31 protein-coding genes and 1 pseudogene are annotated in these 25,217 nt (G+C 72.0%); 20 read left to right on the top strand and 12 right to left on the bottom strand.

Annotated elements, in window-relative coordinates; genetic code table 11:
• A partial coding sequence (locus tag L6E12_RS19440) for a glycerophosphodiester phosphodiesterase (RefSeq protein WP_236229344.1) occupies window positions 1-974 on the top strand: 974 nt, incomplete at its 5' end.
• A gap of 59 nt (window positions 975-1,033) precedes the next feature.
• Here L6E12_RS19440 and L6E12_RS19435 read toward each other — a convergent pair.
• On the bottom strand, window positions 1,034-1,294 hold the full coding sequence (locus L6E12_RS19435) for a UBP-type zinc finger domain-containing protein (protein ID WP_236229343.1): 261 nt from the start codon (window positions 1,292-1,294) through the stop codon (window positions 1,034-1,036).
• Window positions 1,295-1,360: 66 nt separating this feature from the next.
• Here L6E12_RS19435 and L6E12_RS19430 point away from each other — a divergent pair, with 66 nt between their 5' ends.
• Window positions 1,361-2,905: a Na+/H+ antiporter gene (locus L6E12_RS19430; protein ID WP_308075036.1), complete on the top strand. Its 1,545-nt coding sequence runs from the start codon at window positions 1,361-1,363 to the stop codon at window positions 2,903-2,905.
• Here L6E12_RS19430 and L6E12_RS19425 read toward each other — a convergent pair.
• A pseudogene (locus L6E12_RS19425) lies at window positions 2,906-3,471 on the bottom strand (LLM class flavin-dependent oxidoreductase).
• A gap of 232 nt (window positions 3,472-3,703) precedes the next feature.
• The gene (locus tag L6E12_RS19420; protein ID WP_236229341.1) at window positions 3,704-4,990 is read right to left on the bottom strand and encodes an adenylosuccinate synthase; all 1,287 of its coding nucleotides are present in this window, start codon (window positions 4,988-4,990) and stop codon (window positions 3,704-3,706) included.
• A 99-nt stretch (window positions 4,991-5,089) separates the two neighbouring features.
• On the opposite strand from L6E12_RS19420, the gene L6E12_RS19415 reads away from it, so the two are divergent.
• Window positions 5,090-5,770, top strand: coding sequence for a hypothetical protein (locus tag L6E12_RS19415; RefSeq protein WP_236229340.1), 681 nt, complete (start codon window positions 5,090-5,092; stop codon window positions 5,768-5,770).
• A 6-nt stretch (window positions 5,771-5,776) separates the two neighbouring features.
• Here the strand turns inward: L6E12_RS19415 and L6E12_RS19410 are convergent, their stop codons facing one another.
• Window positions 5,777-6,637, bottom strand: a complete 861-nt coding sequence (locus tag L6E12_RS19410) for a helix-turn-helix transcriptional regulator (protein ID WP_236229339.1) — start codon at window positions 6,635-6,637, stop codon at window positions 5,777-5,779.
• Window positions 6,638-6,739: 102 nt separating this feature from the next.
• On the opposite strand from L6E12_RS19410, the gene L6E12_RS19405 reads away from it, so the two are divergent.
• The 5 genes from L6E12_RS19405 to L6E12_RS19385 all read left to right on the top strand — a co-directional run bounded on the left by L6E12_RS19405 (window position 6,740) and on the right by L6E12_RS19385 (window position 10,285).
• Entirely contained in the window at window positions 6,740-7,477 is a 738-nt protein-coding gene (locus L6E12_RS19405) for an SDR family oxidoreductase (protein WP_236229338.1), read from the top strand.
• A gap of 116 nt (window positions 7,478-7,593) precedes the next feature.
• On the top strand, window positions 7,594-8,451 hold the full coding sequence (locus L6E12_RS19400; protein WP_236229337.1) for a hypothetical protein: 858 nt from the start codon (window positions 7,594-7,596) through the stop codon (window positions 8,449-8,451).
• 145 nt (window positions 8,452-8,596) lie between these two features.
• Complete coding sequence (locus L6E12_RS19395) at window positions 8,597-9,226, top strand: HNH endonuclease family protein (RefSeq protein ID WP_236229336.1); 630 nt, start codon at window positions 8,597-8,599, stop codon at window positions 9,224-9,226.
• Between the two features lie 175 nt (window positions 9,227-9,401).
• A complete protein-coding gene (locus tag L6E12_RS19390; protein WP_236229335.1) occupies window positions 9,402-10,040 on the top strand; it encodes a DUF1524 domain-containing protein in 639 nt (212 codons plus the stop codon).
• Window positions 10,034-10,285: a hypothetical protein gene (locus L6E12_RS19385; protein ID WP_052021897.1), complete on the top strand. Its 252-nt coding sequence runs from the start codon at window positions 10,034-10,036 to the stop codon at window positions 10,283-10,285. Before L6E12_RS19390 ends, L6E12_RS19385 begins: the two co-directional genes overlap by 7 nt.
• Window positions 10,286-10,766: 481 nt before the next feature.
• Here L6E12_RS19385 and L6E12_RS19380 read toward each other — a convergent pair whose 3' ends face one another.
• Together L6E12_RS19380 and L6E12_RS19375 are read right to left on the bottom strand one after the other, a co-directional pair.
• Window positions 10,767-11,174, bottom strand: coding sequence for a DUF3151 domain-containing protein (locus tag L6E12_RS19380; RefSeq protein ID WP_236229334.1), 408 nt, complete (start codon window positions 11,172-11,174; stop codon window positions 10,767-10,769).
• A gap of 48 nt (window positions 11,175-11,222) precedes the next feature.
• Window positions 11,223-11,441: a hypothetical protein gene (locus tag L6E12_RS19375; RefSeq protein ID WP_236229333.1), complete on the bottom strand. Its 219-nt coding sequence runs from the start codon at window positions 11,439-11,441 to the stop codon at window positions 11,223-11,225.
• Between the two features lie 122 nt (window positions 11,442-11,563).
• On the opposite strand from L6E12_RS19375, the gene L6E12_RS19370 reads away from it, so the two are divergent.
• Together L6E12_RS19370 and L6E12_RS19365 are read left to right on the top strand one after the other, a co-directional pair.
• The gene (locus L6E12_RS19370) at window positions 11,564-12,391 is read left to right on the top strand and encodes a helix-turn-helix transcriptional regulator (RefSeq protein ID WP_236229332.1); all 828 of its coding nucleotides are present in this window, start codon (window positions 11,564-11,566) and stop codon (window positions 12,389-12,391) included.
• Between the two features lie 13 nt (window positions 12,392-12,404).
• Complete coding sequence (locus L6E12_RS19365) at window positions 12,405-12,602, top strand: DUF397 domain-containing protein (RefSeq protein WP_236229331.1); 198 nt, start codon at window positions 12,405-12,407, stop codon at window positions 12,600-12,602.
• 82 nt (window positions 12,603-12,684) lie between these two features.
• Here L6E12_RS19365 and fbaA read toward each other — a convergent pair whose 3' ends face one another.
• Window positions 12,685-13,719: a class II fructose-bisphosphate aldolase gene (gene fbaA / locus L6E12_RS19360; RefSeq protein ID WP_236229330.1), complete on the bottom strand. Its 1,035-nt coding sequence runs from the start codon at window positions 13,717-13,719 to the stop codon at window positions 12,685-12,687.
• Between the two features lie 78 nt (window positions 13,720-13,797).
• Here fbaA and L6E12_RS19355 point away from each other — a divergent pair, with 78 nt between their 5' ends.
• Window positions 13,798-14,082: a DUF427 domain-containing protein gene (locus L6E12_RS19355; protein ID WP_236229329.1), complete on the top strand. Its 285-nt coding sequence runs from the start codon at window positions 13,798-13,800 to the stop codon at window positions 14,080-14,082.
• On the opposite strand, the gene L6E12_RS19350 is transcribed toward L6E12_RS19355, so the two are convergent.
• The gene (locus tag L6E12_RS19350) at window positions 14,072-14,911 is read right to left on the bottom strand and encodes an LLM class F420-dependent oxidoreductase (RefSeq protein ID WP_236229328.1); all 840 of its coding nucleotides are present in this window, start codon (window positions 14,909-14,911) and stop codon (window positions 14,072-14,074) included. The two genes, L6E12_RS19355 and L6E12_RS19350, sit on opposite strands and share 11 nt — an antisense overlap.
• Window positions 14,912-14,966: 55 nt before the next feature.
• Here L6E12_RS19350 and L6E12_RS19345 point away from each other — a divergent pair, with 55 nt between their 5' ends.
• Both L6E12_RS19345 and L6E12_RS19340 read left to right on the top strand, forming a co-directional pair.
• Entirely contained in the window at window positions 14,967-15,899 is a 933-nt protein-coding gene (locus L6E12_RS19345) for an aldo/keto reductase (RefSeq protein WP_236229327.1), read from the top strand.
• Window positions 15,896-16,108 (top strand): hypothetical protein, encoded by a 213-nt coding sequence (locus L6E12_RS19340; protein WP_236229326.1) that lies wholly within the window; start codon window positions 15,896-15,898, stop codon window positions 16,106-16,108. Before L6E12_RS19345 ends, L6E12_RS19340 begins: the two co-directional genes overlap by 4 nt.
• 4 nt (window positions 16,109-16,112) lie before the next feature.
• On the opposite strand, the gene L6E12_RS19335 is transcribed toward L6E12_RS19340, so the two are convergent.
• Window positions 16,113-16,328, bottom strand: a complete 216-nt coding sequence (locus L6E12_RS19335; protein ID WP_236229325.1) for a hypothetical protein — start codon at window positions 16,326-16,328, stop codon at window positions 16,113-16,115.
• 241 nt (window positions 16,329-16,569) lie between these two features.
• Between L6E12_RS19335 and L6E12_RS19330 the strand changes: the two genes are divergently transcribed.
• A complete protein-coding gene (locus tag L6E12_RS19330) occupies window positions 16,570-17,499 on the top strand; it encodes a short-chain dehydrogenase/reductase (RefSeq protein WP_236229324.1) in 930 nt (309 codons plus the stop codon).
• A gap of 47 nt (window positions 17,500-17,546) precedes the next feature.
• Window positions 17,547-18,011, top strand: a complete 465-nt coding sequence (locus L6E12_RS19325; protein WP_236229323.1) for a pyridoxamine 5'-phosphate oxidase family protein — start codon at window positions 17,547-17,549, stop codon at window positions 18,009-18,011.
• On the opposite strand, the gene L6E12_RS19320 is transcribed toward L6E12_RS19325, so the two are convergent.
• Window positions 18,005-18,298, bottom strand: a complete 294-nt coding sequence (locus L6E12_RS19320) for a YciI family protein (protein ID WP_236229322.1) — start codon at window positions 18,296-18,298, stop codon at window positions 18,005-18,007. The genes L6E12_RS19325 and L6E12_RS19320 overlap by 7 nt on opposite strands.
• Window positions 18,299-18,461: 163 nt before the next feature.
• Between L6E12_RS19320 and L6E12_RS19315 the strand changes: the two genes are divergently transcribed.
• The 4 genes from L6E12_RS19315 to L6E12_RS19300 all read left to right on the top strand — a co-directional run bounded on the left by L6E12_RS19315 (window position 18,462) and on the right by L6E12_RS19300 (window position 21,327).
• On the top strand, window positions 18,462-19,010 hold the full coding sequence (locus L6E12_RS19315) for a SigE family RNA polymerase sigma factor (protein ID WP_236229321.1): 549 nt from the start codon (window positions 18,462-18,464) through the stop codon (window positions 19,008-19,010).
• Between the two features lie 101 nt (window positions 19,011-19,111).
• Window positions 19,112-20,248: an N-acetylglucosamine-6-phosphate deacetylase gene (gene nagA / locus L6E12_RS19310; RefSeq protein WP_236229320.1), complete on the top strand. Its 1,137-nt coding sequence runs from the start codon at window positions 19,112-19,114 to the stop codon at window positions 20,246-20,248.
• Between the two features lie 37 nt (window positions 20,249-20,285).
• Complete coding sequence (locus L6E12_RS19305) at window positions 20,286-20,546, top strand: hypothetical protein (protein ID WP_236229319.1); 261 nt, start codon at window positions 20,286-20,288, stop codon at window positions 20,544-20,546.
• A gap of 103 nt (window positions 20,547-20,649) precedes the next feature.
• The gene (locus tag L6E12_RS19300) at window positions 20,650-21,327 is read left to right on the top strand and encodes a DedA family protein (RefSeq protein WP_236229318.1); all 678 of its coding nucleotides are present in this window, start codon (window positions 20,650-20,652) and stop codon (window positions 21,325-21,327) included.
• A 628-nt stretch (window positions 21,328-21,955) separates the two neighbouring features.
• On the opposite strand, the gene L6E12_RS19295 is transcribed toward L6E12_RS19300, so the two are convergent.
• Both L6E12_RS19295 and L6E12_RS19290 read right to left on the bottom strand, forming a co-directional pair.
• The gene (locus L6E12_RS19295; RefSeq protein WP_236229317.1) at window positions 21,956-22,552 is read right to left on the bottom strand and encodes a hypothetical protein; all 597 of its coding nucleotides are present in this window, start codon (window positions 22,550-22,552) and stop codon (window positions 21,956-21,958) included.
• 54 nt (window positions 22,553-22,606) lie between these two features.
• Window positions 22,607-24,004: an FAD-binding oxidoreductase gene (locus L6E12_RS19290; protein WP_236229316.1), complete on the bottom strand. Its 1,398-nt coding sequence runs from the start codon at window positions 24,002-24,004 to the stop codon at window positions 22,607-22,609.
• Between the two features lie 189 nt (window positions 24,005-24,193).
• On the opposite strand from L6E12_RS19290, the gene L6E12_RS19285 reads away from it, so the two are divergent.
• On the top strand, window positions 24,194-25,138 hold the full coding sequence (locus L6E12_RS19285; RefSeq protein WP_236229315.1) for an alpha/beta hydrolase: 945 nt from the start codon (window positions 24,194-24,196) through the stop codon (window positions 25,136-25,138).
• Window positions 25,139-25,217: the final 79 nt, after the last annotated feature.

Here is a 25,217-nt window from a genome sequence, read left to right as displayed (position 1 = left end):
CGGGTTACCGGCCGGAGCACACGCTGGCCAGTTACGAGTTGGCGGCGCGGATGGGGGCCGACTTCATCGAGCCCGACCTGGTCTCCACCAAGGACGGCGTGCTGGTGGCCCGGCACGAGCCAGAGATCGGGGGGACGACCGACGTCGCGGCGCACCCGGAGTTCGCGGGGCGGCGGACGACGAAGGACCTGGACGGGGTTCAGGTGACCGGGTGGTTCACCGAGGACTTCACGCTGGCCGAGTTGAAGACGTTGCGGGCGACCGAGCGGATCCCGGACGTCCGGCAGGAGAACACGATCCACAACGGGCGCCACCAGGTGCCCACGCTCCAGGAGGTGATCGACCTCAAGAACCGGCTCTCGCGGGAGCTGGGGCGCGAGGTGGGGATCTACCCGGAGACCAAGCACCCGACCTACTTCCAGCGGCAGGGGCTGGCCCTGGAGCCCAAGCTGGTGCGGGTGCTCAACAGCAACGGGCTCAACCGGCGGAACGCGAAGGTGTTCGTGCAGTCCTTCGAGGTGGCGAACCTCAAGGCGCTGCACCGGGAGCTGCGGGTGCCGCTGGTCCAGCTCACCTCGGCCTCCGGCGCCCCCTACGACTTCGTGGCGGCCGGGGACAAGCGGACCTACGCCGACATCGTCAGCGCCCAGGGCCTCAAGGAGGTCTCGACCTACGCCGACGGGGTCGGGCCGGACAAGAACCAGGTGGTGGCGCGGGACGCGGCGGGCAACCTGGCGCAGCCGACGCGGTTGGTGGCCGACGCCCACGCGGTGGGGTTGAAGGTGCACCCGTACACGTTCCGGGCGGAGAACGCGTTCCTGCCGAAGAACCTGCGGTCGGACGCCGTCGCGGCCAACTACGGTGACCTGTTCGCGGAGCTGAGCGCTTTCTGGGAGGCCGGGGTCGACGGGGTGTTCAGTGACAACCCCGACATCGCGGTCGCCTCTCGGGCGGAGAACTTCCCGCGCGCGTAGACCACTCAGCCGCGAGAGGCCGTCACCGGAACCCGGTGGCGGCCTCTTTGTCCTCCGAGTCAGACGAGGCGGTTGTCCGGGTAGCACCAGCGCCAGGACTCGCCCGGTTCGCGGGAGCGCATGACGGGGTGGCCGGTGGCTCCGTGGTGGGCGGTGGCGTGCTTGTGCGGGCTGGAGTCGCAGCAGGCGACGTGGCCGCAGGTGAGGCACTGGCGCAGGTGGACCCAGTGGCGTTCGCCGAGGGCGGCGCAGTCGGGGCACTCGTCGGTCGCGTCGGCGGTCACCCCGGTGGGGAGGTCTTCGGTGTGTGCGCAACTCATCGGTGGTCCTCTCGGGCGACTATGGGTCATCCTCGCGCAGAGGGCGGGCGGGTGTTGGAGGCACGGGTGGAACTGCTGTTGCTGTTGGTCGGGTCGTGGGCCGTGACGGCGCTGGCCCGGCGCGTGGACTGGCCCGCCCCGCTGGTGCTGACCGCCGTGGGCATCGGGGTGTCGTTCATCCCGGGGGTGCCGGAGTTCGGGCTGGACCCGGACCTGGTGCTGCTGGTGGTGCTGGCCCCGCTGCTGTACTCGGCCGCCCTGGACAGCTCCTACCTCGACATCAAGGCCAACATCCGGCCGATCGGGTTGTTGGCGGTGGGGCTGGTGCTGGCCACGACCGCGGTGGTCGGGCTGGTGGCGTACTGGGTGGTGCCGGGGTTGGGCCTGGCGCCCGCGCTGGTGCTGGGGGCGGTGGTGGCGCCGCCGGACGCGGTGGCGGCGGTGGCGATCGGGCGCAGGCTGGGGTTGCCCCGGCGGGCGATGACGCTGCTGACCGGGGCGAGCCTGGGCAACGACGCGACGGCGCTGACCGCGTTCAAGGTGGCGGTGGCGGCCGCGGTGGGCGGGTCGGCGATCTCCTGGGGCGACGGGCTGGTGACGTTCCTGGTCGCGGCCGTGGGCGGGGTGGCGGTGGGGCTGGTGGTGGCCGTCGTCGTGCACGCGGTCCGGTTGCGGGTGGGTGACGGGGCGCTGGAGAGCGCGCTGGGGCTGTTGGTGCCGTTCGGGGCGTACCTGCTGGCCGAGGAGGTGCACTCGTCCGGGGTGCTGGCCGTGGTGGTGGCGGGCCTGTACCTGGGGCACAACGCGCCCGCGGCGGGCTTCTCGACCCGGTTGCAGGAGACGGCGGTGTGGAAGTCGCTGGACGTGCTGCTGGAGTCGCTGGTGTTCGCGCTGATCGGGTTGCAGGTGCGGACGGCCGTGGCGGACGCCGACCCGGGGTGGGACCTGCTGGGGGCGTCGGCGGTGGTGCTGCTGGCGGCGATCCTGGTGCGGTTCGCGTGGATGTTCCCCGCGGCGTACGTGCCGAGGTGGCTGTTCCGGCGGATCCGGGAGCGGGAGCCCGCGCCGGGGTGGCGGCAGGTGACGGTGCTCGGGTGGGCCGGGATGCGCGGGGTGGTGTCGCTGGCCGCCGCGGCGGCGATCCCGCTGGAGATGCCGGGGCACGACGTGGTGCTGCTGCTGACGTTCGTGGTGACCGTGGGGACGCTGCTCCTGCAGGGGATGACGCTGCCTGCGCTGATCCGGCGGCTGGGCGTGCGCGACGCCGGGGAGCAGGAGCGGGCGCTCGCCGAGGCGCAGGTGCAGAACAACGCGGCGCGGGCGGCGGTGTCGCGGCTGGAGGAGATCGTCGGGTCGAGCGCGGTGCCGGAGCACCTGGCGGCGCGGTTGCGGGCGCTCGCGGAGCACCGGGGGAACGCGGCGTGGGAGCGGTTGGGGCGGCAGGAGGAGGAGAGCCCGGCCGCGGCGTTCCGGCGGTTGCGGCGGGAGATGCTGTCGGCGGAGCGGGCGGAGTTCGTGGCGGCCAGGGACCGGCGGGAGATCGACGACGAGACGCTGCGGCGGGTGCAGCGGGAGTTGGACCTGGAGGAGGCCGCCCTGTCGCGCGAGTGACTACGACGCGGCGGCCCGCAGCGGTTCGTGGGTGCCGGTGGTGGTGTCCTCCAGGAGCCCGCGGCGGACCAGTTCGGGGCGGACGCCCTCGCCGAACCAGTAGGCCTCCTCCAGGTGCGGGTAGCCGCTGAGGACGAACTCCTCGACGCCGACGGCGTGGTACTGCTCGACGAGGCCGGCGACCTCGGCGACCTGGGCCGGGGGTTCGCCCCAGGTCAGGTAGACGCCGGCGTGCCGGGCGGCGACCGGGTCGGCCGCGGGAGAGGAACCGCCGAAGTAGATGGCCGGGGCCGGGTCGGGTGGGGCGAGGACGGTGGCCCCGGTGACCCGGAGGTGTTCGCCGGTGAAGGTGAACGGTTCGGGGGGACCAGGCGCCGCGCAGGACGGTGAGGAACTCGTCGGTGCGGGCGTGGTGATCCAGCGTCCTCGCAGAACGTCCCGGTCGAGGTGAGCACGTCCCGGAAGCCGAGGCGCTCGGCGGCGCGGGCGGCCTGGGCGAGGTAGTCGATGTCGGGTTCGCGGTGCGCGGAGTGCTCGGCCCGGTCGGCGTGCAGGCGCTCGACGATGCGCGGCGGGCAGGAACCAGTTGAGGGTGGCGCCCACGGCGCGCTGCGGGGTCGGGGAACTGCCGTGCTGCGAGGAGGCCACGACCACCCGCAGTCGCAAGTGGACTGAACGGGTGGTGGACTCGGTTCGAGTCTGCGGAGCGGTGCTCGGCGCGTCAACGGGTCCCGGCATCCGGGAACGCCTCGGCCCGCACCGGCGGGCGGTGCGGGCCGAGGGGGAGTGCGCGCAGTGCTAGACCATCTCGTGGCGGACGATCGTCTGGTCGCGGCCGGGGCCGACGCCGATCGCGGAGACGCGGGCGCCCGACAGCTCCTCGACCCGCTCCACGTACGCGCGGGCGTTCGCGGGCAGCTCCTCCCAGGTGCGGCAGGAGCTGATGTCCTCGAACCAGCCGGGCAGCTCCTCGTACACCGGCACCGCGTGGTGCACGTCGGTCTGGGTCATCGGCATGTCGTCGACCCGGGTGCCGTCGACCTCGTAGGCGACGCAGACCGGCACCTTCTCCAGGCCGGAGAGCACGTCCAGCTTGGTGAGGAAGTAGTCGGTGATGCCGTTGACCCGGCTGGCGTAGCGGGCGATGACCGCGTCGAACCAGCCGGTGCGGCGCAGGCGCTTGGTGGTGACGCCGATCTCGCCGCCGACCTTGCGCAGCCGCTCGCCCATGTCGTCGTCCAGCTCGGTCGGGAACGGCCCGGAGCCCACGCGGGTGGTGTAGGCCTTGAGGATGCCGATGACCGTGGTGATCCGGGTGGGTCCGATGCCCGAGCCCGCGCTGGCGCCGCCGGAGGTCGGGTTGGACGAGGTGACGAACGGGTAGGTGCCGTGGTCGACGTCGAGCAGGGTGCCCTGCGACCCCTCCAGCAGCACGACCTCGCCGCGCTCCAGCGCCTGGTTGAGCAGCAGGCGGGTGTCGGCGATGCGGTGCGCGAAGCCCTCCGCGGCGGCCAGCACCTCGTCCACCACGCGCTCGGGTTCCAGGGCCTTGCGGTTGTAGACCTTGACCAGCATCTGGTTCTTGATGTCGAGGGCGGCTTCGACCTTCTGCCGGAGGATCTTCTCGTCCAGCACGTCCTGCACCCGGACGCCGACGCGGGCCACCTTGTCCTGGTAGGCCGGGCCGATGCCGCGACCGGTGGTGCCGATCTTGGCCTTGCCGAGGTAGCGCTCGGTGACCTTATCGATCGCCACGTGGTAGGGCATGATCAGGTGCGCGTCCGCCGAGATCAGCAGGCGGGAGGTGTCGACGTCGCGGGCTTCCAGGCCTGCCAGCTCGGTGAGCAGCACCGAGGGGTCGACGACAACGCCGTTGCCGATCACGTTGGTCACCCCGGGGGTGAGGATGCCGGAGGGGATCAGGTGCAGCGCGAAGTCCTGACCGTCCGGCAGCACCACGGTGTGCCCGGCGTTGTTCCCGCCCTGGTAACGCACGACCCACTGGACCCGCTCGCCGAGCAGGTCGGTCGCCTTGCCTTTGCCCTCGTCGCCCCACTGGGCGCCGATCAGCACGATAGCCGGCATGTGAAACTCCAGGTGTTGGCAGTTGGAGAGACTGTGACACCCGTTCCCGCGCTGCCTCGGTGCGAATGCCGGTAACTGAGACTAGACCAGGAGACAACCGTGAGCGCACTCGTGCTGGCCTGCGGAAACGCGACGACCACGGCGCGCCCGGACGCGCTCACCGTGCGTCACGGGCTTGACCTGGTCGAACTGCCCGAACGACCCGGCCGGGGGGCGCTCGACCCGGTGCTGAAGTCGTTCGCCGGGGACCGGCTGGTGGTGCACGGCACCGACGCCGACCTGGCCGCCGTGGTGCTGCGGCTGATGCGGACCGACCGGCTCGGCGCGGTCGCCGTCGGCTACCTGCCGATCGACCCGGACGGGTCGCGGGTGGTGCCGCTGTGGGGTCTGCCACGTGCCCAGGAGCGGCTGGCCGCGGTCGCCGTCTCGGGGGAGGTCGACCCGTTCCCGCTGATCCGCGACGACGCGGGTGGGGTCCTGGTCGGCGGCGGGGTGGTCGACCAGCCGCAGGGCGTGGCCTACTGCGACGACGAGACGGCGCTGCGCGGCCGGGCGAAGCGGATCGAGGTCGCCCCCGACCCGGACGGCGGCCCGGGCCTGGTGGCCAGGGTCACCCGGGGCGGCCTGTTCACCAGGAAGGTGAGCACCCACCACGGCCGGGCGTTCCAGATCGGCTGCCTGCGCACCCGCTTCGAGCGCGACGGCGTGCCCACGGACGCGGCCAAGTGGACCTGGTACCGGCACACCGAGGACCTGCGCGTGGCCCGCGGCCTCCTCTGAGCCCGCTCACGTCCGGTCGGCGGTGAGGTCCTGGGTGCCGAGGACGCCCAGCAGTTCCAGCTTGTCGGCGGTGTCGGTGCCCGCGGTGGGGGTGAACCACAGCAGCCGCTGGCGGCCGTCCTCGCTGAACAGGTTGAGGCAGTCGACCTCCAGCAGGCCGAGCACGGGGTGGACGAGCCGTTTGCGGTCGTTGCGGCGGAAGGCGACGTCGTGCTCGGCCCACACCTCGGCGAACTCCGCGGACTCGGCCAGCAGCGCGTCGACCATGGCGGCGGCCTCGGTGTCGGCGGTGTCGCGGCGGGCCGCTGCCGCCCGGAGGTCGGCGGCCAGGACGCGGCCCTGGGCGTCGTGGTCCTCGCGCGGGTAGAGGTCGCGGGCGGCCGGGTCGGTGAACCACCGGTAGACGAGGCTGGCGCCCATGCCGCGCAGGCCCGACTGGTCGCCGGTCAGCGCCACCGCGAGCGGGTTCTGCACGAGGGTGACGTGCAGGTCGGTGATGACCTGCGCGGGGGTGCCGTCGAGCCGGTCCAGCAGGTTGAGCATCCCCGGGTGGACGTGCGAGGCGGCGCCGCCCTGGACGGGGACCGGGCGGTTCGCCAGGTGGTAGAGGTGGTCGCGCTCGTCGCCGGAGAGGCGCAGGGCGCGGCTGAGCGCGGCCAGCATCTGCTCGGAGGGCTGGGCGCCCGCGCCCCGTTCCAGTTCGGTGTAGTACTCCACCGACGCGCCGGTAAGCTGCGCGACCTCGTCGCGGCGCAGGCCGGGGACGCGGCGGCGCGGGCCGTGGGGGAGGCCGACGTCGGTCGGGCGGATCCGGTCGCGCCGCGATCGCAGGAACGCACCCAGTTCGGCGTACTTCGGGCTGTTCACGGGGACCAGTGTGCCCGCGGGCGCGGCCCGGACCCAGGGGTTGCCGTCCCCACCATGGGCAGCCTCTGCCAGGCCGGGTCGGGAGCGCGCATCGTGGAACCCATGAACACCACAGACAGGGTTGCGATCGTGACCGGCGGTTCCCGGGGCATCGGGCGCGCGGTCGCCCTCGAACTCGCGGGCCGGGGCCTGCCCGTCGTCGTCGCCTTCGCCGGGAACCGGGCTGCTGCCGAGGCCACCGCGGGCGACATCACCGGGGCGGGTGGCCGAGCGCTCGCCGTCCAGGCCGACGTCGCCGACCCCGACGCGGTCGCCGAGGTCTTCGACACCGCCGAGCGCGAGTTCGGGGGTGTGGACGTGGTCGTCAACGCGGCCGGGCGGATGGTGCTCTCCCCGATCGCCGACCTCGACCTCGACGCGTTCGACGACCTGCACCGCACCAACGTCCGGGGCACCTTCGTGGTCGCCAAGCAGGCCGCCCGCCGCGTCCGCGCGGGCGGTTCGCTGGTGACCTTCTCCACCTCCGTGCTGGGGTTGCAGTTCCCCACCTACGGGGCTTATGCCGCAAGCAAGGCGGCCGTGGAGGCGCTGACGCTGATCCTGGCCCGGGAGCTGCGCGGCCGGGACGTGACGGTGAACGCCGTGGCACCGGGGCCGACGGCGACCGAGCTGTTCCTCGACGGCAAGGACGAGGAGACCGTGGCCGGGCTCGCGCGGCAGGCGCCGCTGGAGCGGCTGGGCACCCCCGAGGACATCGCCGCGGTCGTCGCCTTCCTCAGCTCACCCGAGGGCCACTGGATCAACGGGCAGGTCGTGCGCGCCAACGGCGGGATCGTCTGACGGCCCGAGGCGTTCCGCGAGTGCACTGTCGTTGACCGTTCGCGCACCACCGCTGCCACCGGTGGGGAATTTGCGAGGTACTGGCCACCCAAGCGTGTTGCAGCGAAGGAGGCGCAGTGAAGCGGATGACGTGGGCGCTCGGCCTGGTGGCCGCCGCCGCGATCGGGGTGGCGGTGGCACCCGAGGGTGTGGCCGCGACCGCCGACACCATCTCCACCGACCGGTCGACGGTGCGGGAGTACCCGGGGCGACTGGTGCTGGCCAACGCGGTCAAGGGCGACAAGGCGGAGGTGACGGCCTACTGCGGCGGCTGGGTGCGGATCCGGGTCACCACCGCGCACGCCATGGCGACCCCGGTCGGCTGGGTGCTGCGCTCGAACCTGACCAGGGCCTCGCAGTCCGGTGGGCTGGCCGGGGTGCCGGAGCGGTGCGGCACCGACGCGGACCGCTGGCGGGACTGGGTGGGGGCGATCAACGCGCCGTTCCACTCGCTGCGGAAGGTGACCGAGGGCGGCACCACCGGGTGGCGGCGGATCACCTTCGGCACCCGGGTGACGCTCACCGCGGGCGAGCAGTGCACCCCGTCGCTGAACTACACCCGGCGCGACAACGCCGACGACGTGGTGGACCCCACCCAGCGGGTCGACTTGGACCTGACCAAGGTGTCGTACCGGTACGTGACGCAGGACGGTTCGGTCGCCCTGGTCAGCGCCCCCCGGGCGGGCGGCAGCACCTACGGCGTGTGGTCGTTCGTGCCGTCGTCCTGCGTGCAGCCGAAGGACCGCCCGACGGTCTACTTCGACGAGCCGGTGGTGCAGCTACGGGACATCAGCGGGCTCAGCACCGGCACCTCGTACTCCGACGCGACCATCCGGAGCCGGGGCTGCACGGCCGGGCTGATCAGCCCGTCGCGGCCGCGGTTCGGCTTCTGGCCGGACCCGGAGCCCGCCAACCGGCCCGCCTGCCCGGTGTGACCAGTTGCCAGTTGAACCCAGCGGTAACCCGGAGCTTCTACATTCGGTCGTTGGAGTGTCACTCAGAGGTATGACGCACTCCACCTGACCCCGACAGGGTCAGTCCCGTCCCTGTCGACCCTCCACCCCTGCCACCGGAGGAAGAATGTCGAAGCTCCGGGCGCTGTTCGGCGCCCTGCTGTTGTCCACCGGCCTCCTCGTCGGCTTCGCGGGCACCGCCGCCGCGACGCCGCCGGGCATCCCGAGCGAGGCCACCGCGCGCTCGCAGCTCAGCGCCCTCACCGTCGCGGCGGCGGGCTCGATGACCGGGTACTCGCGGGACAAGTTCCCGCACTGGATCACCATCTCCGGGGCGTGCGACACCCGCGAGACGGTGCTCAAGCGCGACGGCACGAGCGTGGTCACCGACTCGTCCTGCTCGGCGACCTCCGGCCGCTGGTACAGCCCGTACGACGGCGCGACCTGGACGCTGGCGTCGGACGTCGACATCGACCACATGGTCCCGCTGGCCAACGCGTGGCGCTCGGGCGCGGCGTCGTGGACCACCGCCAAGCGCCAGCAGCTCGCCAACGACCTGAGCGCGCCGCAACTGCTCGCGGTCACCGACAACGTCAACCAGTCCAAGGGCGACCAGGGCCCGGAGAGCTGGAAGCCGTCGCTGGCCTCGTACTGGTGCACCTACGCCAAGGCGTGGACGACGGTGAAGTACAAGTACGGCCTGAAGGTCACCTCGGGCGAGAAGTCGGCGCTGCTGACCATGCTCGACCGCTGCTGACCGAGGTGGAGGGGCCCGCGCCGCGGGCCCCTTCGCCCGTTCGGCCCGCGACCAAAGTTCCGACTCTCCCCGTATTCACCATCCGTCGACCGTGTGTCACCCGAAAGCATTGCCAGGGTCAGCCGCCTCCGTCAGGGTCGTGATTGATCCACACACCGGACCGAGAGGAAGTGGCATGTTTTCGTCGGGGAAACTGCGCACTGCCGGAATCACCCTGCTGCTGGCCGCCGGGGCACTGGTCGGCACCGCGGGCACAGCGAGCGCCACACCACCGGGAATCCCGAGCGCGTCCGCCGCCGCCACCCAGCTCGCCGCGCTGACCGTCGCCGCCGACGGACCGATGGACGGCTACTCGCGGGACGAGTTCCCGCACTGGCACACCGTCGACGGCTCCTGCGACACGCGCGAGGAGGTCCTCAAGCGCGACGGCGACGGCGTGGAGGTCGGCACCGACTGCGCGGCCGACACCGGGAGCTGGACCAGCCCGTACGACGGGGAGACCTGGACGGCCACCTCCGACGTCGACATCGACCACATGGTCCCGCTGGCCGCCGCCTGGCGCTCCGGCGCGGCGTCCTGGACCACCGCCGAACGCGAGGCGTTCGCCAACGACCTCGACGGCCCGCAGCTATGGGCGGTGACCGACAACGTCAACCAGTCCAAGGGCGACCAGACCCCGGACACCTGGAAGCCGCCGCTGGAATCGGCGTGGTGCGAGTACGCGCGCGCCTTCATCCAGGTGAAATCCACCTACGACTTGACGGTCAACACCACGGAGAAGGCGGCGCTGTCGGACATGCTGGGCACATGCTGAACGAGTACACCTCCCCACTGAGCGCGGGGCCCGGCCTGATGACCGAGGAAGCGGGCGTCGTCACCGGCGACCTGGAACTGCGCACGGTGAGCACCACCGACGGCGTGGTCACCGCCAAGGTCCGCTACGCGGGCGCCGACGAGTGGTACCGCCTCCGCGGCGGCCAGTGCAAGCTCACCGACCCGGCCGACCACGCGGCGGTGCACTCGCTGCTGGCAGGCGTGCTGAACCGCCCCGCTGGCTGATCCCCCGCAAGCGGACCGCCCACGCACCGACCCCGAGCCACACCGGCTCCCGCCTTCCGGAGCCCATGCGGCCCCGCGCCCTTGGAGCCGCACCACACTTCTCGGGTCTTGGAACGGCTGACCCCGCGCCTCGAAGCCTGCCCTGAGCCGTGGAGCGGCTGACCCCCGTGTGGAGCACCACCCCGGCCACGTCCCCGTTCCAGGACGCGGCCGGGGTGTGCCCACGTTGTTCGCAGGCGCGACCGACACGCGCCCGCGACGTGCCCGGAGACACGATCGAGGCGCAGCCGCGACTGCCCGCCGCCGCACCACCCCAAGATCGACTTCCGCGCGCGCGACACCATCCACAACCCCCACCCTCCCGAGGGGATTCGCGGCCCTTGAGGCCATTCTACCTGCGGGGATGCGGGTTTGGGGCGGTGTGGATCTTGCCTGTGGACAACTCGTGTCGCTGGGTCGGGTGAAGTCGGGGGGCGAGGGGTCAGGCCAGGCCGAGGGCGGCGGGGGCCTGGGGGTCGGAGTCGGCGAGGAAGGTGGCGCAGCGGTTGTGCTCCTCGGTCTCGCCGATGGCCTGGGCGGCCTTGGCGAGGGCGGCGAGGGCGCGGAGGAAGCCCTGGTTGGGGCGGTGCGACCACGGGATGGGGCCGTGGCCCTTCCAGCCCGCGCGGCGGAGCTGGTCGAGGCCGCGGTGGTAGCCGGTGCGGGCGTAGGCGTAGGCCGTGACGGGCTGGCCGTCGGCGAGGGACTTCTCGGCCAGGGCGGCCCAGGCCTCGCTGAAGTCGGGGGTGCCGGTGACGACCTCGACCGGGTCCTGGCCCGCTTCGAGGGCGGCCTGCTGCTCGGGCCGGTCGGGCAGGAATGTGGGGTCGGGTCCGCCAAGCAGGTTCATGGGGCCATCATGCCGCGCGGGGGCCGGGCGGCAGCGGGGCGGGCGGGTTCAGGGCGCGACGGGTGGGGTGGCCTGCTGGGCGAGGAGGTCTTGGGCCAGGTCGATGAAGCGGGCGAGGGTGGGGGCGTCGAAGGCCAAGGCGAAGTGCTGGTCGTCGGATTCGAAGACGAAGTCGTAGGCGTCGCCGTGGCCGGGGATGGCCCGGAGGTCGACGGCGGCGGTGCAGATGACGCCGGTGCTGATGCTGATGTGCGAGTTGGTGCGCATGACTGGAGATTACGTTTGAGACGCAGGAGGCACGCTGCTCACGTGGGTGAATCATGAGACTCAAAGGGTGACGTTTGTCAGTACGCTCGGTGAGACGCGGGATGGGCGGGCAGGCTCGGGGTGTGAACAGCACTGATCCGGGACCGGTGGTCCAGCGGTTGATCTTCGGGGCGCGAGCGAGGGAGCTACGAGAACGCGCCGGGGTGGAGTTGGAGGCGGCGAACGCCGCACTGGGGTGGTACCGGGGGAAGTTGTCGAAGGTGGAGACGGGGCAGTTGGCGACCAAGCCCCGGGAGTGCGACGAGATGTTGCGGATCTACGGGGTGAGTGGGCACGAGGCGGAGCAGTTGCGGTCGCTCGCCGCTGATGGGCGGCGGTCAGCCGCACCGGAACGGGTCACCGATTTCGGGCGGCAGTACGTGGCCTTGGAGCGTGATTCCACCGAGATCCGCATGGTTTACAACGAGATCCCCGGCATCTTCCACACCGTGGAGTACGCCAGCGCCCAACTGATGCGATCGCCGGTGATTCCCGGCGCGCAGGTGGCGGGGATGGCGCACGCGAGGCGGGAGCGGGGTGAGCGGCTGCGCTGCGCCAAGGCGGAGGTCTTGGCGGTGCTCGGCATGGAGGCCCTGTACCGCGAGGCAGGTGGGCGGGAAGTTCTCGCGAACCAGTTGCAGCGCCTCGTCGAGCTGGGTGAGCTGCCGAACGTCTCGATCCGAGTTGTGCCGTGGTCCGCGGGGGCGGTGGCGGGGCTGTGCAACCCGTTCACGCTCTTGTGGATCGAACCCGCCAATGCCCGGATCGCCTACACCGAGACGCTGACCGGAGCCGATTACCTCAAGACCACCGATAGCTACAGCTTGGCCTTCGAGCAGGCCGGCGATCTGGCGTTGGGTGAACAAGCCAGTCAGGATGAGCTGAAACGGCGGATCACCGAGCTCGAGTAAGGAAGTCCCCACCATGTCGATCTCCCCGAGTGCCCCGGATGGGCTGACCTGGCGCAAGTCGAGCCGGAGCGGGGGTGGCGCGCAGTGTGTTGAGTTGGCGAATCTCCCGGTGGGAGCGGCTGTTCGGGATAGCAAGAGCCCGGACAGCGGTCACCTGGTGTTGGCGCCCGCCGCATTCGACCAGTTCCGGGGCTGGGCCAAGCAGCGTTGAACACAGCGACGGCGGCGGGGCACCTGTGCAGGTGCCCCGCCGCCGTCGCTGTCTCAACCCGTGATGCGCGACCCTCGAATGCTCAGCCCGCGATCATGCGGCCCGCGGACTTGAGGTGCTCGCAGGCCTGGGTGATGCGGGTGGCCATGGCCTGCTCCGCCGCCTTGAGGTAGCTGCGGGGGTCGTAGGCCTTCTTGTTGCCGACCTCGCCGTCGACCTTCAGCACGCCGTCGTAGTTGCCGAACATGTGCGCGGCGATGGGGCGGGTGAAGGCGTACTGGGTGTCGGTGTCGATGTTCATCTTGATGACGCCGTAGGACACCGCCTCCTGGATCTCCTCCAGCAGCGAGCCGGAGCCGCCGTGGAAGACCAGGTCGAAGGGCTTGGAGCCCGGGTCGAGGCCCAGCTTCTGGGTGACTACCTCCTGGCCCTGCTTGAGGATCTCCGGGCGCAGCTTGACGTTGCCCGGCTTGTAGACGCCGTGGACGTTGCCGAAGGTGGCTGCCAGCAGGTAGCGGCCCTTCTCGCCCACGCCGAGGGCGTCGACCGTCTTGAGGTAGTCCTCACCGGTCGTGTAGAGCTTGTCGTTGATCTCGTTGGCGACGCCGTCCTCCTCGCCGCCGACCACGCCGACCTCGATCTCCAGGATGATGCGGGCCTTGGCCGCCTTCTCCAGGAGTTCGGCGGCGATTTCCAGGTTCTCCTCCAGCGGCACGGCCGAGCCGTCCCACATGTGCGACTGGAACAGCGGGTTCTTGCCCGCGTCCACGCGCTCCTGGCTGATGGCGATGAGCGGGCGGACGTAGCCGTCGAGCTTGTCCTTGGGGCAGTGGTCGGTGTGCAGGGCGACGTTGACCGGGTACTTCGCCGCCACGACGTGGGCGAACTCGGCGAGGCCGACCGCGCCGGTGACCATGTCCTTGACCTTGGTGCCGGAGGCGAACTCCGCTCCGCCGGTGGAGACCTGGATGATGCCGTCGCTCTCGGCTTCGGCGAAGCCGCGCAGCGCCGCGTTGAGCGTCTCCGATGACGTCACGTTGATGGCTGGGTAAGCGAACTCGCTCGCCTTCGCCCGGTCCAGCATCTCCGCGTAGACCTCGGGTGTGGCGATGGGCATCGGTGGTCCTCCTCGGGGTGGGCCTTTCGCTGGATAGTACGAGCAGCGCGCACCGGTCCGCTCCGTCAGACTGGCCACATGACCACCGCGACCTGGAATGGCGAGACGATCGCCGAGAGCGACGACACAAAGGTCGTCGAGGGGAACCACTACTTCCCGCCGGAGTCCGTGCGCCAGGAGTTCCTGAGCGCGTCCCCGACCACGAGCGTGTGCCCGTGGAAGGGGACGGCCAGCTACTACTCCGTGACCGTCGACGGCGAGGAGAACACCGACGCGGCCTGGTACTACCCGGCGCCGAAGGACGCGGCGGCGGAGATCAAGGACCACGTGGCCTTCTGGCGCGGGGTCGAGATCACCCCGTGAGCGCCGCCGCCAGGCTGTGGTAGGCGGCGAAGTCGAGCCCGCCGTCGGCGGTGACCACCTGGATCGCCACGTGGTCGGCACCGGCGGCGTGGTGCTCGGCGACCCGCTTGCGGATGGCGTCCTCGTCGCCCCAGGCGACGAGGGCGTCGACGAGCCGGTCGCTGCCCTTGACGTCGTCCTCGCTGAACCCGAGGCGGCGCCAGTTGTTGACGTAGTTCGGCAGCTCCAGGTACATGGCCAGGGCGCCGCGGGCCAGCTCGCGGGCCTTGGCCGGGTCGGTCTCCAGGACCACGTGCTGCTCGGGGGCCAGCAGCGGGCCTTCGCCGAGGAGTTCCCTGGCGCCCGCGGTGTGCTCGGGGGTGACCAGGTACGGCAGGGCGCCGCGGGTGCGGGCCCCGGCCAGCTTGACCGTGCGCGGGCCCAGGGCGGCCAGGGCGACGGAGTCCATCGGCACGGCGAGCTGGTCGAGGTAGTCCACCAGCTTGCTGTAGGGCTTCTCGTAGGTCTTGTCGGTGGTGCTCTCCACCACGGCCGCGTGGCTGGTACCCAGGCCGAGGACGAACCGGTCGGGGAACCGGGTGGAGATGCGGTCGAACGCGGTGGCGATGCCCGCGGGCCCGTCGGTCCAGACGCTGACGATGCTGGTGCCGACGGCGAGCGCGGCGGTGCCGCCGAGCAGCGCGTCGACGACGGCGAGGTCACCGCCGGGCGAGCCGCCCAGCCACAGCGCGGTGAAGCCCAGCTCCTCCAGCTCGGCCGCGTGCTCGGCGCCGTCGGTCCACAGGTGGGCCATGCTCCAGACGCCCACCCGGCCAAGTTCGGCAGTCATGTGCCCTCCGATCGGTGTGGAAGGTGGTGAATCCTAGCGCGGGTAGCTTCGAGCCATGACGAACATCGGTTCCACGGACCTGGACGTGTTCCCGTTGAACCTCGGGGGCAACGTCTTCGGCTGGACCGCTGACCAGGCGAACTCCGAAGCCGTCCTCGACGCTTACACCGAATCGGGTGGCAATTTCATCGACACCGCCGACGTCTACTCGCAGTGGGCGCCCGGGCACGTCGGCGGCGAGTCGGAGACGGTCATCGGCAAGTGGATGGCTGCCCGCGGCAACCGCGACCGGCTGGTGATCGCCACGAAGGTCGGCGCCATGGAGGGCTTCACGGGCCTGTCCGCGGTGAACGTCGAGCGGGCGGCGGAGCAGTCGCTCAAGCGGCTCGGCACCGACCACATCGACCTGTACTACGCGCACCGCGACGACACCTCGGTGCCGCTGGAGGAGACGCTGGCGGCGTTCGACTCCCTGGTGCGCAAGGGAAAGGTGCGCTACCTGGGTGCGTCGAACCTGAGCGCGGAGCGGCTGGCGGAGTCGTTGGCGGTGTCCGACCGGGAGGGTTTGGCGCGGTACGTGGCCCTGCAACCCAACTACAGCCTGGTGGCCAGGGCCGAGTACGAGCCCGAGTACGCGGAGCTGGTGGCGCGGGAGGGGTTGGCCGTGCTGCCGTACTGGTCGCTGGCGAGCGGGTTCCTCACCGGCAAGTACCGCGACGGCGCCACTGTGGACAGCGCGCGGGCGGGCAGGGCGTCCCGGCACCTCGACGACCGGGGGCGGCGGGTGCTGGCGGCGCTGGACGCGGTGGCGGCGGCGCACTCGGTGCCCGTGGCGGCGGTGGCGCTGGCGTGGTTGGCGGCGCAGCCCGGGGTGGTGGCGCCGATCGCCAGCGCGCGGACGGTCGAGCAGCTCGCGGACCTGCTGCCGATGGCGACGCTGGAGCTGGGCGAGGACGAACTGGCGGCGTTGACGGCGGCGTCGGGGTGAGCGCCCGGGAGCGCGGTCGCGAGGTCATGCGCGCGGCGCGGCGGGACGCGGACCGGTACTCGGGGACGCTGCTGGGCAGGCGGGTGCGGCGGCGGTTGCGGTGGTTCGGCCGGGAGGTGGGTTCGGGGCTCCTGGAACTGGTGCTCACCGCCGGGCTCTACGCCGCCGCCGTGTGCCTGGTGCTGTTCGTCGCGTTCCTGTTCTCCTGACCCCTCAAGTCCAAGCGGGCCAGGCCGCCGGGCGGGGTCTGTGACCCGCGACGGCGGCCAGGGCCAGGGCGGCGGGTGCGGTGATGTGCGGCGGGTGCCCGAGCGCGGCCATGGTCACGACGAAGGCCAGCAGGGTGAACAGGGTGGCGAACTGGCGCGCGGGCACCGCGCCGCACGAGGTGCGGGGGTGGACGGGGAGCAGGGCGGGGCGGAAGGTCATCGGATCCTCTTTCACCAGATGCACGGTCGAATGCACGTGCATTTCACTCAACGTACGACGTCCGCTGCGCTGCGCCAACCACCCGGGGCGAAGTTCACCTGACTCAGCTAGACGTGCTCACACGGCGAAAAACAGCGGAGAGTAGCTGAATACAAACACAGAATTACCTGTTACTCGCGGTAGCTTACTCCGGGTAAGTCGCGGTAGCGTGGCCCGCAACCCACTCGTTCGAGGAGGAACCATGGGCGCGACGAATCTGCTGGCACGGCCGCGCAGCGTCAAGGGCAAGGTCATCCTGATCACCGGTGCCGCGCGCGGTTTCGGCGCCGGGCTGGCGAAGCGGTTCGCCGCGCGGGGCGCCAAGGTGGCCCTGGTGGGCCTCGAACCGGTGGAGATGAAGAAGGTCGCGGCCGAGTGCGGGCCGGACGCGGCGGTGTTCGAGGCCGACGTGACCGACTGGGAGGCTATGGAGGCCGCGGTGGCCGGGGTGGTCGAGCGGTTCGGCGCCATCGACGTCGTCATCGCCAACGCCGGGATCGCCGCCGCCGGGTTCGTCCGGTCGATCGACCCGAAGGCGTTCGAGCGGACCATCGAGGTCGACCTGCTCGGCGTGTGGCGCACGGTGCGGGTGTCGCTGCCGCACGTCATCGCCGCCAAGGGCTACATCCTCGTCGTCTCCTCGCTGGCGGCGATCACGCACGCGCCCGCCATGGCCGCCTACGCCGCGTCGAAGGCCGGGGTGGAGGCGTTCGCCAACAGCCTGCGCTCGGAGATGAAGCACCTCGGCGTCCGCGTGGGCGTCGCGCACCCGTCGTGGATCGCCACCGACCTGGTCAACGGCGCCGACGAGCACCCGGTGTTCGGGCCGCTGCGCAGGTCCATGCCCGGCCCGATCGGCAAGGCGTACCCGGTGCCGCTGGCGCTCGACGCGCTGGAGAAGGGCGTGCTGCGGCGCGACCGGACCATCCACGTGCCCGGGTGGGTCGGGCTGCTCAAGCTGGTCCGCTCGTCCATCCCGCTGATCATCGAGCACGGCGCGCGGCTGACCGGCAACGTCGTGGCGAAGGCGGACGCGGCGGCGCTGGCCGACATCGCCGAGCGCGGCGCGGACGTGTCGTCGCGGCCGGTGGGCGCGGGCGGCGCGGCAGCGATGGCCAGCAAGAAGTCGTAGCCGAGCAAGATGGGGTGACCGCCATCCCAGTGCCCCAGGAGGAACCGATGTCGCGACGCGAGCAGATCGTCATGACCACCGAGGAGGTCGGCGCGTTCCTGCTCGCCGAGCGCGTCGCCACCGTGGCCAGCGTCGGTCCCAACGGGCGCCCGCACCTGGCACCGCTGTGGTACGTGCCGGAGGGCACCACCCTGCGGACGTGGACCTACGGCAGCTCGCAGAAGGTGGCGAACCTCCGGCGGCTGCCGCAGGCCACGGTGCTGGTCGAGGCCGGGGACTCCTACGAGGAGCTGCGCGGCGTCAGCATGGAGTGCGACGTCGAGGTGGTGGAGGACGGCGAGCGGGTCGCGGCCATCGGGTCGGAGCTGACCCACCGCTACACCGGCAGCGAGGAGGTCGCGGTGGCCGCGTCGCAGTTCGTGCGGGTGCAGGCGGCCAAGCGGGTGGGCCTGGTGTTCACGCCGACGAAGGTCGTGTCCTGGGACCACCGCAAGCTCGGCGGCGGCTACTGACTCGCCTGCTCGGCCAGCTTGCCCAGCACCGGCTTCCACTCGCGGACCGACTGGGCGGCCACCACGCCGTCGCGCCGGTACGGGTCCTCGGCGAGCAGCGCGTCCAGCTCCGCGCGGTCGGCGACCGAGGCGATGAACATGCCGCCGAGGTCGTCGGCCCACGGGCCCGCGGCCACCACGGTGCCGGTGCCCACCAGGCCCGACAGGTACTCGCGGTGCGCGGGCCTGCTGGCGAGGAGCCGCTCGCGGTCGGTGGTGTAGGTCGTGTCGACGATGAACCAGGTCATGGCGGCAATGATCGCACCGCCGAACACACCGGATGGCCCTGTGTTCACCCAGCGGGACCGGTAGGGTTCCCTCGTGGCAGGGGATGGCGGACACCGGGGTGAATACCCCCCAAGGCGCGGTGAGCTCGGCTCCGGCGCGCCGGAGGGTCGTGCGGAGCGCAGCGTGGAGCAGACGCTGACCCGGCTGCGCGCCATCGACACCAGGAGCGCGCCGCCGCCGCAGCCGGAGGCGCCGCTGACCCTGGAGGACCTCTACCGCACGCACCGGATGCGGTTGATCCGGTTGGCGCTGCTGCTCGTCGACGAGCCCGCGACCGCCGAGGACGTGGTGCAGGAGGCGTTCACCGGCCTGTACCGCAACTGGGGCAACCTGCGCGACGCGGCAGCGGCGGTCGGTTACCTGCGCACGGCGGTGGTCAACGGTTCGCGCAGCGTGCTGCGCAGGCGCAAGACCGCCCGCGAGTACACCCCGCCGCACGCGGTGAACGCCCGGTCCGCGGAGAGCCTGGCGATGCTCACCGCCGAGCACCAGGGCGTGGTGAAGGCGCTGTCGCAGTTGCCGCCGCGGCAGCGCGAGGTGCTGGTGCTGCGCTACTACGGCAACCTGACCGAGGCGGAGATCGCCGAGGCCGCGGGCATCTCGAAGGGCACCGTGAAGTCGACGGCCAGCCGGGCCCTGGAAGCGTTGCAGAAGATCATGAACCAGCCCTGAGCCGTACTGCCCCCGGGGTAGATTTGGTCCAGACCATTGCGGTCCAGACCAATACACTGCCACTGTGCACCTCGGTGCCTGGACGTCTCGGAGGGGCGACGATGGCGGGACAACTCATCACGGGTGGCAGGCTGGTCACCCCGGACGGCGTGCTCGACGACGGCTGGCTGCTGGTCGAGGACGGGCACATCGCCGCGCTGGGCACCGGCGGCCCGCCGCGCGCCGACGACGCGGTGGACGCGGGCGGTGCCTGGGTCGTCCCCGGCTTCGTCGACATCCACTGCCACGGCGGCGGCGGGGCGGCCTTCACCAGCGCGGACCCCGCCGACCTGCGGCTCGCCGCCGACACCCACGCCAGGCACGGCACCACCACCCTGCTGGCCAGCCTGGTCTCGCGGCCCGTGCCGGAACTCGCCGACCAGATCGCCGCCCTGCGCGAACTCGTCGAGGACGACGTCGTCGCGGGCATCCACCTGGAGGGCCCGTTCCTGTCCGCGGCCCGCTGCGGCGCCCACGACCCGGCTGTCCTGCGACCCCCGGCGCCGGAGGCGGTGGACGCGCTGCTGGCCGCGGGGCGCGGGGCCGTCCGCATGGTGACCCTGGCGCCGGAACTCGCGGGCTCGGTCGAGGCGGTCCGCAGGCTGGTCGACGGCGGCGCGATCGCCGCCCTGGGCCACACCGACGCGGTCGAGGCCCAGGTGCTCCCCGCCGTCGATGCCGGGGCCACGGTCGCCACCCACCTGTTCAACGGGATGCGCCCCCTGCACCACCGGGAGGCGGGCCCCATCGGCGCCCTGCTCGACGACGACCGGGTCAGCGTCGAGCTCATCTGCGACCTGGTCCACCTCAGCCCGACCGTGGTCCGCCTGGCGGCCCGGCACGCCGGACCCGAGCGGACCGTCCTGGTGACCGACGCGATCGCCGCCGCCGGGGCGGGAGACGGGGACTACGAGATCGGCGGCCTGGCGGTCCGGGTGCGCGACGGGGTGCCGACGCTGGCCGAGAGCGGTGCCCTGGCGGGCAGCAGCCTGACGATGGACGCGGCCTTCCGCAACCTGGTGCGCGGCTGCGGGCTGGACGTCCCCGAGGCCGTGGCCGCGACCGCCACCCGCCCCGCCGCCCTGCTGGGCCTGGCCGACACCACCGGGAAGCTGGCCAAGGGCCTGGCGGCCGACCTGGTCCTGCTGGACCGCGACCTCGCCCTGACCCGGGTCTGCCGCCGCGGCACCTGGCTCTGACCGGCCCGGGGGCGGGTGGGTCAGTAGGGTCGGGGCCATGACCGAGGCGGATCCGGAACGGCTGCTCACCGAGGCGCTGCGGGCGCAGGCCGCGCAGGCGCCGGTGTCGGAACCGACCGGTCCGGTGGGCGGGTTCGGCCTGCTCTCCGGCAGCGACCTGCCGCTGGCGGCCACGCAGGCCGAGGTGACCGCCCGGATGCCCGAGGCCGAACAGCCGCGGGCGTGGTGGGTGCTCGGGCTCGCGGTCATGCTGGGACTGGCCGCGGGCGCGGTGGTCGGCGTCCTGACCCTGCTCTGAGGTTCCGCGCGGGCGCCACGACCACCAAGATCGCGGGACAAAGCGGACTTATCGGGAGAGATGCTCCCAGATCGCACACAGGGACGCCCTGTACCTTGTGGGCGTGCGCGCCACCGATCTCCCCGTGAACCTCGCCCTGCTGCCGAGCTGGCTGGACCCCGAGGTCATCCTCAGCAGCCTCGGCTGGTTCCTGGTGCCAGGGCTGTGCCTGATCATCTTCGCCGAGTGCGGGCTGCTGCTGGGCTTCTTCCTGCCCGGCGACTCGCTGCTGTTCACCGCGGGGCTGTTCATCGCCAAGGACGCGGCCGGGGACGGCCTGGTGGACATGCCGCCGCTGTGGCTCACCTGCCTGCTGCTCACCGCGTGCGCGTTCCTGGGCAACGTGGTCGGGTACTGGATCGGCGCCAAGGCCGGGCCCGCGCTGTTCAGCAAGCCGGACTCCAAGCTGTTCAAGCAGGAGCACGTGGTCAAGACGCACGCGTTCTTCGAGAAGTACGGGCCGCGGGCCATCGTGCTCGCCCGGTTCGTGCCGATCGTGCGGACCTTCATCACCGCCATCGCCGGGGTGGGGCGGATGGACCCGAAGAAGTTCTTCGCGTTCTCCGCCATCGGTGCGGTGCTGTGGGCGACCGGGGTGACCGTGCTGGGGTACTTCCTGGGGCAGATCGAGTTCGTGCACAAGAACCTGGAGGTGATGCTGGTGCTGATCGTCTTCATCTCGATCGTGCCGATCATCTTCGAGTTCGTGAAGGCGCGGCGGGAGCGCAAGCACGCCGCTTGATTTGCTGCTTGGCTTGCGAGCCTCGGGCTGTCGGGATCCGCTTGCCGGTGTGGTCAAAACCCGGTCGTTTGTTGTGGGTGCCCGGGTGGGTGGATCCGCTTGGGCGGGGCCCCTACGCCGATCATGTGCCCAGTGTGACCGAGTGGGGCTGAAGGGATGCCCCACAGCCCAGGCAGGCTCGCACATGATCGGCTCCCCCACCCAAGCAAATCCACCCACCCGAGCGTCTGCGTAGCCGGGCCGGCGGTTGCGGGGGTGGTCGCCGGCTGCGCACGGTGGGGTTGCGGGTGGCCGGCCGCCAAGCCTGCGGTTGGTGGGGTGGTCGGTGGCTGCGCCCGGTGGGGTTCGGCGTGGGTGGCCGCCAGGCCGCCGTCGGTGAGGTGGTTGGCGGCTGCGCCCGGTGGGGTTCGGCGTGGGTGGCCGCCAGGCCGCCGTCGGTGAGGTGGTTGGCGGCTGCGCCCGGTGGGGTTCGGCGTGGGTGGCCGCCAGGCCGCCGTCGGTGAGGTGGTCGGTGGCTGCGCCCGGTGGGGTTCGGCGTGGGTGGCCGCCAGGCCGCCGTCGGTGAGGTGGTCGGCGGCTGCGCCCGGTGGGATTCGGCGTGGGTGGCCGCCAGGGTGGGGCGGTGTGGTCAGGCGGCGACCCAGATTTGGCGGGCGGCGGTGACCGCCGCTGCCTGGTAGGGCGGCAGGAGGCCGCCGTCGGCGATGACCTCCACCGGCCACTTCTCCTGCTCGCGCATCCACACGTGTGCCGTGAGGGTGCTGTAGGCGCGCAGTTCGTCGACCTCCGGGGCCACCTGGACCAGGTAGACCCAGGTGGGGCGGTTCGGGGCGTCGGGGAGGGGGTCGCGCCAGGCCCGGCGGACTCGGCGGGCGCCGACCAGGGGGGCCTCGGTGGCGATGACCTCGTCGACCGGGGTGGGGTCGGGGGCTTCCGGGGGGCCGGTGGGGCTGAAGCGGTAGGCGGGGGCCGGGGCGGTGTCGGCCAGGGCCAGGTCGGCGAGGGCGGGGTCGGTGGGGTCGGGGGACAGGGAGCGGATGAGGGCGGCCTCCTGGGCGGTGACCGCCACTCCCTCGGCCACCAGGTTGAGCAGCAGGGCGGCGACCGCGAGTTCCCTCTCCCCGGCGGCGTACTGGGCCTGCACCACGGCCACCACGTCGTCGGAGAGCCTGCCTGCGAGCCTGCGGGCCACCTCGGTGGCGGCGGCGTACTGTGCGACGTCCATCTGGTGGTGCCAGCTCCCCCCGTGGGTTGCCCTCGGTGCGGCGTACGGTAGCGGTCAAGCCGGGCCGAGGTCGAACATCGAGCCGGGGTTGAACAGGTTGCCCGGGTCCAGGGCGGCCTTGATCGCCCGGTGGGTGCGCAGGCCGACCGGGCCGATTTCCCGCGCCAGCCACTCCCGCTTGACCTTGCCGACGCCGTGTTCTCCGGTGACCGTGCCGCCCAGGGCCAGGCCCGCGGCGAGGATGTCGGCGAAGGCGCGGCGGGCGCGGGCGAACTCGTCGGTGGACGTCGGGTCGTAGACGATCGTGGGGTGCATGTTGCCGTCGCCCGCGTGGCCGACGACGGCGACGCGGAGGCCGACCTCGGTGCTGATGCGCTCGCAGGCGTCGATCAGCTCGGTGATGCGGGTGCGCGGGACGCACACGTCGTCGGTGAGCCAGGCACCGTAGACCTCCAGGGCCATGAGGACGGCCCGGCGGGCGGCGAGGAGCAGGTGGCCCTCGGCGACGTCGAAGGTGGTGTGGGCGAGTTCAGCGCCGGAGTCCAGGCAGATCTGCTCGACCTTGGCCAGTTCCGCCCGAGCCGCCTCGCCGCCGGAGTCGGACTGGCACAGCAGCAGGGCCGCGCAGCCCCGGCCCGCGCCCAGTTCGGTCTTGAGGTGGGCCTCGACCGCGGCGATGGACACCGAGTCCATGATCTCCATCAGCGACGGGACGACGCCCTCGCGGACGATCCGGCTGACCGCCGTGCCCGCGGCGGCGGTGGTGCCGAACGCGGCGACCACGGTGCCGGGGGCCTGCGGCAGCGGGCGCAGCGCGACGGTGGCCCGGGTGATCACGCCGAGGGTGCCCTCGCTGCCGACGAACAGCTTGGTCAGGTCGTAGCCCGCGACGCCCTTGACCGTGCGGCGGCCGGTGCGGAGCAGTTCCCCGTCGGCGAGGACGACGTCGAGGCCGAGGACGGAGTCGGTGGTCACCCCGTACTTCACGCAGCACAGGCCGCCCGCGTTGGTGGCGAGGTTGCCGCCGATGGTGCACCAGTCGTAGCTGGAGGGGTCGGGTGGGTAGAACAGGCCGTGCTTCTCCACCGCGCCGCGCAAGTCGAGGTTGACCACACCCGGTTCCACCACGGCCAGCCGGTTGTCGGCATCGATCTCGACGATGCGGTTCATCCGCGTGGTCACCAGGACCACGCAGCCGTCGACGGCGTTGGCGGCGCCGCTGAGGCCGCTGCCCGCCCCGCGCGGCACGATCGGCACCCCGTGCTCGGCGCAGGCGCGCACCACCTCCTGGACCTGTTCGGCGCTCTCCGGGAAGACCACGGCCAGCGGGTCGCCGAAGGGGGCCAGCGGCATCATGTCGCGGCGGTAACCGGCTGTGACGTCGGGGTCGACGTGCACGCCGCCGTCGCCGAGGGCGGCGCGGAGTCGGGTGAGCAGGGCATCGGTGGTCACGCGATGACGTTAACCCGTGAGCGCTATTCCCGGCCGTACGCTCATCGGGCGACAAATTGATGCGCCATTTCAGATTTCTTCAAATCGTATGCGGCAATAGTTCGATCACTGTTTTACAGTGGTGTGGCGGGCGTCACTGGGGACGCCTGGTCGGGAGGGTTCGCCATGGTTGGCCTCGCACGTGAAGTGATGCCCGGACCGAGCGTCCAAGCCCGCACCCTCGCCAACGTGCTGCGCACGAGCATCCGCCCGATGGCCGACCGGCTGCGCCTGCGCGGCTCCGGCCTGCGGATCGTCCGCGAGGCGTTCGACACCGTCGGCATGGCGCCCATCCCGCGCGGCACGCGCATCCGGGCGGTCCACGAGCCGCACGGGTTCGGCGACGTCAGCGGCCTGTGGATCACCGCCCGCGCAGCCGACGAGCGGGCGGGCGCGATCCTGTACCTGCACGGCGGCGGGTTCGTCTTCGGCTCGCTGCGCAGCCACCGCCACCTGGCCGCGGCGCTGTCGCAGTCGACCGGGCTGCCGGTGCTGCTGCTGGACTACCGGCGCGCGCCGGAGCACCGCTTCCCGGCCGCCGCGGACGACGCGATGGCGGGCTACCGGTGGCTGCTCGACCAGGGCTACCGGCCGGAGCAGGTCGTGGTGGCGGGCGACTCCGCCGGTGGGCACCTGACCGCCGGGCTGCTGGCCGAGCTGACCAGGCAGCGGTTCGCCATGCCGGGCGCGGCGGTGCTGTTCTCGCCGTTCCTGGACCTGACCGGCCGCGGCCTCGACGAGCGCGACGCCGTGCACCGCGACCCCTACATCCCGCCCGCCCGCGCCCGGGAGGCGGCGTTGCAGTACGCCGGTGACGCCGATCTCGACCACCCCCGGCTGAACGTGTTCAAGGGCAGCAAGCGGCGCTGGCCGCCGATGCTGATCCAGGCGGGCGACATCGAGTGCCTGCTCGGCGATTCGGAGCGGCTCTCGGTGGCCATGCGGGCGGCGGGCGCGCACTGCGAGTTGCAGGTCTGGCCCGGCCAGGTGCACGTCTTCCCCGCCTTCTACCACCTGGTCCCGGAGGCGCGGCTGGCGTTGGGGTACGTGGGCGACTTCGTCCGCGGCGCCCTCGCGGAGCAGCTCGCCGCATAGCCGGGGCGTTCGGGGGAACCCGCCGCGCGGGCGTCCTCGTCTGCTCAATTCCGGCTTGCGATCACTCCCGTCGAAGAAC

Origin of the sequence: Actinokineospora sp. PR83, assembly GCF_021056305.1 — a bacterium.
Lineage (GTDB): Bacteria > Actinomycetota > Actinomycetes > Mycobacteriales > Pseudonocardiaceae > Actinokineospora > Actinokineospora spheciospongiae.
This window is presented reverse-complemented; position numbering and strand designations above follow the sequence as displayed.

What these genes read in the sequence shown, in the direction of transcription:
- nagA (WP_236229320.1), top strand. Translation starts at nt 19,112, where the DNA reads ATGGCGGGACAACTCATCACGGGTGGCAGGCTGGTCACCCCGGACGGC.
- L6E12_RS19350 (WP_236229328.1), bottom strand. Translation starts at nt 14,911, where the DNA reads ATGACTGCCGAACTTGGCCGGGTGGGCGTCTGGAGCATGGCCCACCTG.
- L6E12_RS19345 (WP_236229327.1), top strand. Translation starts at nt 14,967, where the DNA reads ATGACGAACATCGGTTCCACGGACCTGGACGTGTTCCCGTTGAACCTC.
- L6E12_RS19295 (WP_236229317.1), bottom strand. Translation starts at nt 22,552, where the DNA reads ATGGACGTCGCACAGTACGCCGCCGCCACCGAGGTGGCCCGCAGGCTC.
- L6E12_RS19395 (WP_236229336.1), top strand. Translation starts at nt 8,597, where the DNA reads ATGTCGAAGCTCCGGGCGCTGTTCGGCGCCCTGCTGTTGTCCACCGGC.
- L6E12_RS19435 (WP_236229343.1), bottom strand. Translation starts at nt 1,294, where the DNA reads ATGAGTTGCGCACACACCGAAGACCTCCCCACCGGGGTGACCGCCGAC.
- L6E12_RS19405 (WP_236229338.1), top strand. Translation starts at nt 6,740, where the DNA reads ATGAACACCACAGACAGGGTTGCGATCGTGACCGGCGGTTCCCGGGGC.
- L6E12_RS19385 (WP_052021897.1), top strand. Translation starts at nt 10,034, where the DNA reads ATGCTGAACGAGTACACCTCCCCACTGAGCGCGGGGCCCGGCCTGATG.
- fbaA (WP_236229330.1), bottom strand. Translation starts at nt 13,719, where the DNA reads ATGCCCATCGCCACACCCGAGGTCTACGCGGAGATGCTGGACCGGGCG.
- L6E12_RS19330 (WP_236229324.1), top strand. Translation starts at nt 16,570, where the DNA reads ATGGGCGCGACGAATCTGCTGGCACGGCCGCGCAGCGTCAAGGGCAAG.
- L6E12_RS19320 (WP_236229322.1), bottom strand. Translation starts at nt 18,298, where the DNA reads ATGACCTGGTTCATCGTCGACACGACCTACACCACCGACCGCGAGCGG.
- L6E12_RS19375 (WP_236229333.1), bottom strand. Translation starts at nt 11,441, where the DNA reads ATGCGCACCAACTCGCACATCAGCATCAGCACCGGCGTCATCTGCACC.
- L6E12_RS19420 (WP_236229341.1), bottom strand. Translation starts at nt 4,990, where the DNA reads ATGCCGGCTATCGTGCTGATCGGCGCCCAGTGGGGCGACGAGGGCAAA.
- L6E12_RS19285 (WP_236229315.1), top strand. Translation starts at nt 24,194, where the DNA reads ATGCCCGGACCGAGCGTCCAAGCCCGCACCCTCGCCAACGTGCTGCGC.
- L6E12_RS19355 (WP_236229329.1), top strand. Translation starts at nt 13,798, where the DNA reads ATGACCACCGCGACCTGGAATGGCGAGACGATCGCCGAGAGCGACGAC.
- L6E12_RS19325 (WP_236229323.1), top strand. Translation starts at nt 17,547, where the DNA reads ATGTCGCGACGCGAGCAGATCGTCATGACCACCGAGGAGGTCGGCGCG.
- L6E12_RS19305 (WP_236229319.1), top strand. Translation starts at nt 20,286, where the DNA reads ATGACCGAGGCGGATCCGGAACGGCTGCTCACCGAGGCGCTGCGGGCG.
- L6E12_RS19390 (WP_236229335.1), top strand. Translation starts at nt 9,402, where the DNA reads ATGTTTTCGTCGGGGAAACTGCGCACTGCCGGAATCACCCTGCTGCTG.
- L6E12_RS19365 (WP_236229331.1), top strand. Translation starts at nt 12,405, where the DNA reads ATGTCGATCTCCCCGAGTGCCCCGGATGGGCTGACCTGGCGCAAGTCG.
- L6E12_RS19335 (WP_236229325.1), bottom strand. Translation starts at nt 16,328, where the DNA reads ATGACCTTCCGCCCCGCCCTGCTCCCCGTCCACCCCCGCACCTCGTGC.
- L6E12_RS19380 (WP_236229334.1), bottom strand. Translation starts at nt 11,174, where the DNA reads ATGAACCTGCTTGGCGGACCCGACCCCACATTCCTGCCCGACCGGCCC.